Raw genomic sequence first — 9,449 nt, forward strand, 5'->3', positions numbered from 1 at the left:
CAAGGCTGTTGTGCCCGGCCGCCGAAGGGCGGTGTAGCAACCAGCCCGCCTGGAGGAATAGACGCCCACCACGCATAAACCCCCCCACGGGCCCCGGTGGGAGGCGTCGGTGGTTGCGGACTTGGGTCGGCACTGCCCGCCCGCGCGCCCGGGGCCGACCGGGCCGACCAGGCGCGGCACCCACCAGGTCCTACCCGACGTCCAGAATCCGGGAAACAAAAAAGGCCGGGGTTTCCCCCGGCCTCTTCGCTTCATCCCATTACGGCAATCAGGCGATCGCTTCCTGGTAACGGCGCTCGACTTCGTTCCAGTCGATGACGTTGAAGAACGCGCCGATGTATTCCGGACGGCGGTTCTGGTACTTCAGGTAGTACGCGTGTTCCCACACGTCCAGGCCCAGGATCGGCGTGTTGCCCTCCATCAGCGGGCTGTCCTGGTTGCCGGTGCTCTCGACCACGACCTTCTTGTCCGGGGTCACGCTCAGCCATGCCCAGCCACTGCCGAAACGGGTCAGCGCGGCCTTGGTGAAGGCGTCCTTGAACTTGTCGAAACCGCCCAGGTCCTTGTCGATGGCCTTGGCCACGTCACCCACCGGGTTGCCGCCCGCGTTCGGCGCCATCACGGTCCAGAACAGCGAGTGGTTGGCATGGCCGCCACCATTGTTGCGCACCGGGCCCTGCAGGTTCTCCGGCAGCGACTTGAGCTTCTTCACCAGTTCTTCGACCGGCAGGTCAGCGTACTCGGTGCCTTCCAGCGCCGCGTTGACGTTGTTGATGTAGGTCTGGTGATGCTTGGTGTGATGGATTTCCATCGTCGCCGCATCGATATGCGGTTCCAGCGCGTCGTAGGCGTAGGACAGCTTGGGCAGGGTGTAGGCCATGATGCATCTCCTGATTGCGAGGGCACCCGACGGTGTCGGGCGTTGCGCGGTGAATGATGGGGACAGACCGCCAGATTACCAAGGGGGATGTAAAGGAAATTGCGTCCTGCCAGTGAGCACGACGGCAATTGTTACGCACCGGTGACGCACCGCGCTCCTCATGCACCGTGCAGCGCAGGAGCGCTACAGTGCCTGCCACCACCCCTGCCCGCCCCTGCCCATGCGCAACCCCCGGCTGCTGATCACCGCCATCGCCCTGCTGCTGCTCGGCCTGGTCGTCAACCATTTCATGCAGCGCCCTCCGGCGCCACAGTTCGCACCGGAACTGCAGGGCACACCCGCCGCGCGTGCGCCGGCCGCTGCCGGCGCAGGCAATGACAGTGGCCTGCCCGCCTTCCTGCCCGCCGAAGCCCGGCAGACCATCGCCCTGATCCAGCGCGGCGGGCCGTTCCCGCACCGCCAGGACGGCAGTACCTTCGGCAACCGCGAACAACAGCTGCCGCAGCGCCCGCGCGGTTACTACCGCGAATACACCGTGGACACCCCCGGCGCACGCACCCGTGGCACGCGCCGCATCGTCACCGGCGGTGATCCGGCGGAGGCGTGGTACTACACCGACGACCACTACGAATCATTCCGCAGCTTCACCGTACCGGCCCAGGGAGCGCAGTGATGAGCCATGACGATTTCGGCCTCGGCCTGCATGACATCAACAACGCTGGCGTCTACGCCATCGACAGCGACGACATCAGCGCATTGGCCGCCGCGATGCGCGACGCCGGCCTGAAGGTGATCCGCATCGATCTGGAAGGCGTGGCCGACAAGCGCACCCTGCTGGCACGGCTGGCGGCGCAGCTGGATTTCCCGGCGGGCTTCGGCGGCAACTGGGATGCGCTGTCGGACAACCTGCGCGACCTGCAATGGCTGCCGGCCAACGGCTACGCGCTGTTCCTGGCCGACGTGGATGCACTGCGTGCCGCCACCCAGAAGGACTTCGACACCCTGCTGGATGTGATGGATGAGGCCAGCCGTGACTGGGTCGGCCGCGATGTGCCGTTCTGGGTGTTCCTGTCGCAGAGCGCGTAAGCGCAACGCCCTGGTAGAGGCCGACCTTGGTCGGCGCTTCTGCGCCAACCAAGGTTGGCACCCACCAAAGCACGCCAGCACGACCGCCACATCCCGCGGTGGGTCCAGCGAAAAGCCCCCTTGTTGTTCAAGGGGGCGCGCCAACGGCGCGGGGATAGGGAACATGCGTGGACAACGGCAGCCGCTAGCGGCTGCCGTTGTCTTCCTGCAGCTCTTTCTTGAAGGGAATGTCCGGCGGCGGCCGTGCCACGGCCGGCTGGTCCTGCATGTTCGGATTGGTAAGGCCACAGCCTCCACCCGCCTGCAGGATCGAGATTACACAGGAGATCTTCGTACCGGTGCCCGGCAACGGAATCTCCATCGACTTGATGCCCTTGCGCACCCATTCGGCCAGCAGTGATTCCTGCGGCACCCAGTACTTGTCGAACGAGGTCGGCGTGTAATCGTACGGTGGCCGCTTCAACCAGGTGCCGGACTGCGCGATGCGCTCCTTGCTCCAGCCATCATTGGCGCCGCCGGGGGCGCCACGCTCGGCGTGACCGTCACCCTGCTGCCCCGGCACGCGCACGCTGCCATCGGCATTGAACAGGCCATTGCCCTTGCCGGCCACACTGGCCTGGCTTGCACCCCTGCTGGCGCCGTCGTGGTTGCGGCTCGACGCGCCCCAGTCGTCGCCCTTGGCAGGCGTGGCCCAGTTGCCCGGGTTGGGAGCCGGACGCGCGCCGGCCTGGGCCGGTGTCGTGCTGGAGGCGGACGACCGTGGCGTGCTGCTGCTGGCCTGGCTTGCAGTGCCGGCCGCAGGCGCCGCCGTTGCCGCTGGCGCGCTGCCGCTGGACGTTGAGGGCGCCGCCGCGGGTGCCGACGCAACTTCTCGCTCGCGTACCTGCACGTCACGGCCGGCAGGCGCACGCACGGTCGGCTCGCGCCCGGCCACAGCAGCCATCCGCACCTGCGGATCGACCACGGCCTGCACTTCGCGCTCGCGCACCTGCACGTCGCGCTGCGGCACACGGACCTGCACATCGGCCGTGCGCAGCGGTTGCGATACCGCCGGTGCATCGACCGTACTGACTTCGCGCTCCTGTACCTGGATGTCACGCAACGACGGCGCACGCACCGCGACTTCAGGCGTGCGTACCGGAGCCGGGGTGGGTGGCGCCTGCACCGGCTGCACGCTGCGCTCGCGCACCGTCGGCGTGGTGTCGCGCGGCACGATGCTGACCTCCGTGCGCGGCACGCTGACCGGTGGCACCACGAAATCCGTACTGGCCTCGGCTACTTCAGTGGCCTGCACCGGTGACGGTGGCGGTGCCGCGACGGGCGCCGGCTCGGATTCGGCGGGTGGCGGTGGCACGCTAGCCGTCACCGCCGGAGCGAATGCAGACGCCGCTGCCGACGCGGACGCCGGGCGCGGCTCAGGCGCCGTTGCGGCCCCTGCGTCCTGGCCAGCTGCAACCTGCCCCGGCGGTGCAGCCGCCGCCGCTTCGGCACCTGGCTGATCGCCGCCGCCTTCCTGGGTGGCGCGACCGACGAACTCCACCTGCACGCGCTGGCCTTCGGCGCCTTCTTCTTCCGGTGCCGTGGTGCGGATCACTGCTACCCATAGCAGCAGCATGAAGAACAGCAGATGCAGCAGCGCACTGGCCAATGCCGAGATCCAGCGCATCCAGCGCTGGTCGCGCGGCGCGGCATCCCAGTCCTGCCAGAACAGACGACGCACCGCCTGCCACGGCGACAACCGGGGCAGCTGCCCCGGAGGCCCCGGCAGCGGGCGCGGCAACAGCACCGCGATCAACTCGCTGGCGTGCAGCGGCCGCGGCAACGGACCCAGCGAGCGCAGCCACAGCGCCCAGCCATACGGCAGGCGCGTGGTCTTCTCGAGGACGGCCCTGGGCTGCTGGCGGGCCAGCAGCAGGTCGATGAATTGCTCGGCCCGGGTCAGAGGCACGCGTCAGCGATCAGGCGGCGTTGCCGCGAGGGATATACGGCGCGTGGCCACTGTCGTGGTCGGTCGCGTCGCGGACGGCGGTCACGCCCGGCACGCGGCCCATCAGGGTCTTTTCAATGCCCTGCTTGAGGGTCACGTCGGCCATGCCGCAGCCCTGGCAGCCACCACCGAAGCGAAGCAGCACCACGCCTTCGGCCGAGACTTCCTGCACGGCCACCTTGCCGCCATGCGAGGCCAGCTGCGGGTTGATTTCATTCTCCACAACCCAGTGCACGCGCTCGACCAGCGAGGCGGCATCGCCGGGTGCTTCACCCTTGATGCGCGGCGCCTTGATGGTCAGCTGCTGGGTACCGGCGCTGCCGGCGACGATATCGATCTCGGCACCGTCGAGCCAGCCGACACTGCTCGCGTCGACGTAGAGAGTGAAGCCATCGCAGTCCACCGCCCACTCGTCGCCAAGCAGGTCGGCCGGCTCGGCGAACTCCAGCCGGGCGTCAGCGCGCGGAGTACCGGGATCGACCGCGCTGAGGCGCACGCCCATGCCGGGCACGCCCTCGCGTTCGATCAGCTTGCGGAAATGGGTCTGGGCAGTGTCGGAGATCTGGATCATCAGGCTATTCTAGCCAAGTAAGCGTCAGCCGCTCATACGGTTTATACACCGTCCGGCGCATTGTTCAGTCAACACGAGGTGGAGATTCCGATGGCCGACCTGATTCCGCTGGCCCAGGCCCGTTGCGTGCCGCGCAAGGGCAGCGACCACAAGCTGGGCGAGGCCCGCCTGGCCGAACTGCTGCCGCAGATTCCCGGCTGGGAGCTGAGCGAGGGCGGGCAGGCCCTGACGCGCACCTTCCGCTTCAAGGATTACTACGCCACCATGGCCTTCGTGAACGCGCTGGCCTGGATTGCCCACCACGAGGACCACCATCCGGACCTGGGCGTGCATTACGACCGAGCGGTCGTGCGCTTTTCCACCCACGACGTGGGCGGCCTGAGCGAGAACGACTTCATCTGCGCTGCAAAGACTTCGGCCCTGACGGAGCAACTGCCATGAACGTACGTTTGCTGAGCCTGTCCCTGATCGCTGCGACCGGCCTGGCCGGCTGTGGCGCGTCCGAGCCGCCGGCACCACCACCGCCCGCGCCGACCGAAGTCGCAGCGGTGAAGACGCCGCCGCCGCAGTACCCGCTTGAACTGGCCTGCATGGGCGTGGGCGGCACCAGCACCTTCAAGGTGACCATCGGCACCGACGGCAAGCCGAGCGAGGTTGCGCTGCTCACCGGCGCCGGCAACCCGCAGCTGGATGAACTGGCCAAGACCGCCGTTCAGGGCTGGCAGTTCAATGCCGCCACCCGCAACGGCCAGCCGGTGCCGGCCACCATCCAGGTGCCGGTCAGCTTCAACCCGCCGCAGCCGAAGCCGGACCAGTGCTTCGCCATCGAAGAACGCCTGCGTCGCGGCGGCTGATCGCCCGTACCCCGACGAGGCCCGCCGACGCCCGCCTCGCCCTCGCCGCCCCGGCCCTGACCGGGGCGGTTGTCTGTTGACCAGGACCGCGTCGGTAGATGCTGCAGATTCCCCCCGAAAACATCTGGATCGCGCTGGCGGTCACCCTCGCGGCCGGCCTTGCCACCGCGATCGGCAGCCTGTTGGTGCTGTTCTCGCGCCGCCCCAACCCGCGCCTGCTGGCCTTCGGCCTGGCCTTCGCTGGCGGCGCGATGGTCTACGTCTCGCTGTCGGAAATCCTCAACAAGTCCATTGCCTCGTTCGCACTGGCCTATGGCGAGCGCACCGGCTTCACCTACGGCACCCTGGCCTTCCTGCTGGGCGTGATCGTCATCGTGCTGATCGACCACTTCATTCCCAACCCGCATGACAGCCTGGACAAGCAGGATCCCGCATTCCGCGAGAACAGCCGCGAGTACCTGAAGCGCGTCGCGCTGCTGACCTCGATCGCGATCACCGCGCACAATTTCCCGGAAGGGTTGGCGACCTTCTTCGCTACGCTGGAAAGCCCGTCGGTGGGCATGCCGCTGGCCTTCGCCATCGCCATCCACAATATTCCCGAGGGCATCGCAATCGCGGTGCCGGTGTACTTCGCCACCCAGAACAAGTTCTATGCGTTCAGTGCCAGCCTGCTGTCCGGCCTGGCCGAGCCGGTGGGCGCGGCGCTGGGCTACTGGCTGCTGTCAGGATCGCTGTCGCACGCCACGTTTGGCTGGGTGTTCGGACTGATCGCCGGCGTGATGGTGTTCCTGGCGCTGGACGAACTGCTGCCTGCGGCCAAGCGCTACGCCAAGGGCCACGAAACCGTGTACGGGCTGGTGGCCGGCATGGGCACGCTGGCGATCAGCCTGGTGCTGTTCAAGTGGTGAGGGGTTCCCGGCCAACGGGCTGAGCCCCCTCGCGGCTGGCGGAGCGAGATTCCGGGGTTGGGCCGAGCGAGGTGGGTTCAGGGCGTCCCCCGCCAACCCATCCGGACCGACCAAAACCGGAATCCCACGTTGAACGCCAGCCGCGAGGGGCTGCGCCGGTTGGCCGGTCAGCCCCGAAGGGGTTACTTCAGCCGGTCCAGCGCCTCGACCAGCTCATCCGCCAGCGGCGCGTTCAGCACATACGGGCTCTTGCCGTCGTCCAGTGCGAACTCCAGCGACGCCGCGTGCAGGAACAGTCGTTTCAGCCCGATCTGATCACGAAGCCGCTTGTTGACCGCAGGATCGCCGTATTTGTCGTCACCGGCCACGGGATGCCCCAGGTGCTGGGCATGCACGCGGATCTGGTGGGTCCGGCCGGTCTCGATGCGCACTTCGCAGTAGGAATGGCCGCCGCGGCGCTCCAGCACCCGGAAGTGGCTGATCGATTCCTTGCCGATCGCGTTGACCTGCACATGGCGCTCGCCACCCTGGCGCAGGCCGACATGCAGCGGCGCATCGACCGTCATCACGCCGTCGGGCATGCGCCCGGCCAGCAGGGTCAGGTAGCGCTTGCGGATGCCGGCACCGTGGTCTTCACGCAGCAGGGCCTGCAGTTCGCTCAGCGCCGAGCGCTTCTTGGCCACGATCAGCAGGCCCGAGGTGTCGCGGTCCAGCCGGTGGACCAGTTCCAGGGTCTGCCCCGGGCGCAGCGCGCGCAGGGTCTCGATGGCGCCGAAGCTGATGCCGCTGCCACCGTGGCTGGCCACCCCGGTGGGCTTGTTCAGGGCCAGCAGGCGAGCGTCCTCGAAGACGATGGCCTGCTCCAGGCGGCGCATGAACGCCTCCGGAGGACCGGCCTTGTCTCCCTCTTCACTGAGACGGACCGGCGGCACACGCACCTCGTCCCCCGCCTCCAGCTTGCGTTCGGCCTTGGCACGGCCGCCATTCACCCGTACCTGGCCGCTGCGCACCAGCTTGTAGACCAGGCTGCGCGGGGCGCCCTTCAGCTGGCCAAGCAGGAAGTTGTCCAGGCGCTGGCCGACGCGGTCGGCGGGAACGGTGATCATGCGCACGGAAGGCTTGTCGCCAGCGGGTTTGGTCGGGTCTTGGGCGGTCATCAGGCTGTTTATTCTGTTACACTCGGGGGGCGAGATAAGGGATTGATTTCGTTGGAAGTTACTCAGGGCCAGAAGCCCAGCTTCCGACGAATCCGGCACAGTGCGCGACCACCGCCCGCGGGGCGGCCATGTTAGCGGCTCACCGGCCTTCCCGGCCATCGCCGGATGCCTGACACGCAACCGTGCTGAACATGTCCCGCGTGGCGCTCCAGCCTGGCTGACAGCTGCCTGCGGCCTGTAACACCCCAAAACCCATAAGAGTGAAGCGCTCCCGCGGCCTGCCGTGGTGTCGTAGCGCTGGAAACCCAAGCCGCCCTCCCCGCGCTTGCGCGAATGGGCGGCGAACCGTGTCCAGAGGCGAAACCCCATGGCGTTCCGCGCGGTAGCCGCTTGCGAGGAACGCAACAATGAAGCGAATGCTGATCAACGCCACGCAGGCTGAAGAGCTGCGTGTTGCCATCGTGGATGGCCAGTCGTTGTATGACATCGACATCGAACAGCCGTCGAAGGAACAGAAGAAGTCCAACATCTACAAGGGCCGGATCTTCCGTATCGAGCCCTCGCTGGAAGCGGCCTTCGTCGAATACGGTGGTGGCCGCCATGGCTTCCTGCCGCTGAAGGAAATCTCCCGCGACTACTTCCAGGCCGGCGTCGACCACAACAAGGCCGGCATCCGCGAGCTGCTGAAGGAAGGCCAGGAGATCGTCGTCCAAGTCGACAAGGAAGAGCGTGGCAACAAGGGCGCTGCCCTGACCACGTTCATCTCGCTGGCCGGCCGCTACATGGTGCTGATGCCGAACTCGCCCAGCGCTGGCGGCGTGTCCCGTCGCATCGAAGGCGAAGACCGTGCCGCCCTGAAGGACGCCCTGGACAAGCTCAATATCCCTGATGACATGGGCGTGATCATCCGTACCGCCGGCGTCGGCCGCGATGCGGAAGAGCTGCAGTGGGATCTGGACTACCTGCTCAACGTCTGGCGCGCCATCGCCGAGGCCGCGCTGAGCAAGCCGGCCCCGTTCCTGATCTACCAGGAATCGCGCCTGATCGTGCGCGCCCTGCGTGACTACCTGCGTGCCGACATCGGCGAGATCCTGGTGGACACCGAGGAGATGTACGAGCACGCCCGCGAGTTCATGCAGCAGGTGATGCCGCAGACCCTGCGCAAGCTCAAGCACTACAAGGACGACATCCCGCTGTTCAACCGCTTCCAGATCGAATCGCAGATCGAAGGCGCCTACGAGCGCAACGTGCGCCTGCCGTCGGGCGGCTCGATCGTGGTCGACCAGACCGAAGCGCTGACCGCCGTCGACGTGAACTCCTCGCGCGCCACCAAGGGCAGCGACATCGAGGACACCGCCTTCCAGACCAACCTGGAAGCGGCCGAGGAAGTGGCCCGCCAGCTGCGCCTGCGTGACCTGGGCGGCCTGGTGGTGATCGACTTCATCGACATGGCCTCCAACAAGCACCAGCGTGAGGTCGAGAACCGCCTGGCCAACGCGCTGAAGTACGACCGCGCGCGGGTCCAGGTCGGCCGCATCTCGCGCTTCGGCCTGCTGGAAATGAGCCGCCAGCGCCTGCGCCCGAGCCTGGGCGAGTCCAGCCAGATCGTCTGCCCGCGTTGTGACGGCCACGGCCGCATGCGCAGCGTCGAGTCGCTGTCGCTGTCGATCATCCGCGTTGCCGAAGAGCATGCAATGAAGGAGAACACCGGGCAGGTGCTGGTGCAGGCCCCGGTGGAGATCGCCAATTACCTGCTGAACGAGAAGCGCAGCGCCCTGCGCGAGATCGAACAGCGCCACGAAGCGCCGATCGTGATCGTCGCCGACGAGCAGCTGCACACCCCGCACTACACCGTCACCCGCCTGCGCGAGAACGAGCTGGGTGAAGAAAGCAGCAAGCCCAGCTACCAGCGCGGCACCCCGCGCAAGCTGCCGGTGCACGCCCTGACCAAGGGCCAGCTGAATATCCCGCCGCCGGCCGTGACCCAGGTCAAGCACACCTCCCCG

10 protein-coding genes are annotated in these 9,449 nt (G+C 67.4%); 6 read left to right on the forward strand and 4 right to left on the reverse strand.

Annotated features, from left to right (window positions below; all coding sequences use genetic code 11):
• Positions 1-268: 268 nt before the first annotated feature.
• Positions 269-880 (reverse strand): superoxide dismutase, encoded by a 612-nt coding sequence (locus tag QRO91_RS15895; protein ID WP_005410310.1) that lies wholly within the window; start codon positions 878-880, stop codon positions 269-271.
• A 220-nt stretch (positions 881-1,100) separates the two neighbouring features.
• On the opposite strand from QRO91_RS15895, the gene QRO91_RS15900 reads away from it, so the two are divergent.
• Together QRO91_RS15900 and QRO91_RS15905 are read left to right on the forward strand one after the other, a co-directional pair.
• Complete coding sequence (locus tag QRO91_RS15900) at positions 1,101-1,553, forward strand: ribonuclease domain-containing protein (protein ID WP_049429119.1); 453 nt, start codon at positions 1,101-1,103, stop codon at positions 1,551-1,553.
• The gene (locus QRO91_RS15905) at positions 1,553-1,966 is read left to right on the forward strand and encodes a barstar family protein (protein WP_049429109.1); all 414 of its coding nucleotides are present in this window, start codon (positions 1,553-1,555) and stop codon (positions 1,964-1,966) included. Before QRO91_RS15900 ends, QRO91_RS15905 begins: the two co-directional genes overlap by 1 nt.
• A gap of 184 nt (positions 1,967-2,150) precedes the next feature.
• Here QRO91_RS15905 and QRO91_RS15910 read toward each other — a convergent pair whose 3' ends face one another.
• A complete protein-coding gene (locus QRO91_RS15910) occupies positions 2,151-3,914 on the reverse strand; it encodes a hypothetical protein (RefSeq protein WP_049429108.1) in 1,764 nt (587 codons plus the stop codon).
• Between the two features lie 10 nt (positions 3,915-3,924).
• Entirely contained in the window at positions 3,925-4,524 is a 600-nt protein-coding gene (locus tag QRO91_RS15915; protein ID WP_049429107.1) for an NfuA family Fe-S biogenesis protein, read from the reverse strand.
• 90 nt (positions 4,525-4,614) lie between these two features.
• Here QRO91_RS15915 and QRO91_RS15920 point away from each other — a divergent pair, with 90 nt between their 5' ends.
• From QRO91_RS15920 to zupT, 3 genes are all read left to right on the forward strand, one after another.
• Positions 4,615-4,965: a 4a-hydroxytetrahydrobiopterin dehydratase gene (locus QRO91_RS15920; protein WP_049429106.1), complete on the forward strand. Its 351-nt coding sequence runs from the start codon at positions 4,615-4,617 to the stop codon at positions 4,963-4,965.
• The gene (locus QRO91_RS15925; protein WP_049429105.1) at positions 4,962-5,378 is read left to right on the forward strand and encodes an energy transducer TonB; all 417 of its coding nucleotides are present in this window, start codon (positions 4,962-4,964) and stop codon (positions 5,376-5,378) included. Before QRO91_RS15920 ends, QRO91_RS15925 begins: the two co-directional genes overlap by 4 nt.
• A gap of 98 nt (positions 5,379-5,476) precedes the next feature.
• Positions 5,477-6,286, forward strand: a complete 810-nt coding sequence (zupT, locus tag QRO91_RS15930; RefSeq protein WP_014037815.1) for a zinc transporter ZupT — start codon at positions 5,477-5,479, stop codon at positions 6,284-6,286.
• Between the two features lie 182 nt (positions 6,287-6,468).
• Here the strand turns inward: zupT and QRO91_RS15935 are convergent, their stop codons facing one another.
• Complete coding sequence (locus QRO91_RS15935; RefSeq protein WP_197650434.1) at positions 6,469-7,443, reverse strand: RluA family pseudouridine synthase; 975 nt, start codon at positions 7,441-7,443, stop codon at positions 6,469-6,471.
• A 407-nt stretch (positions 7,444-7,850) separates the two neighbouring features.
• Between QRO91_RS15935 and QRO91_RS15940 the strand changes: the two genes are divergently transcribed.
• A partial coding sequence (locus QRO91_RS15940) for an Rne/Rng family ribonuclease (protein WP_279917962.1) occupies positions 7,851-9,449 on the forward strand: 1,599 nt, incomplete at its 3' end.

It is taken from the genome of Stenotrophomonas maltophilia group sp. Smal32 (assembly GCF_030237085.1).
Taxonomy (GTDB): domain Bacteria; phylum Pseudomonadota; class Gammaproteobacteria; order Xanthomonadales; family Xanthomonadaceae; genus Stenotrophomonas; species Stenotrophomonas maltophilia_Q.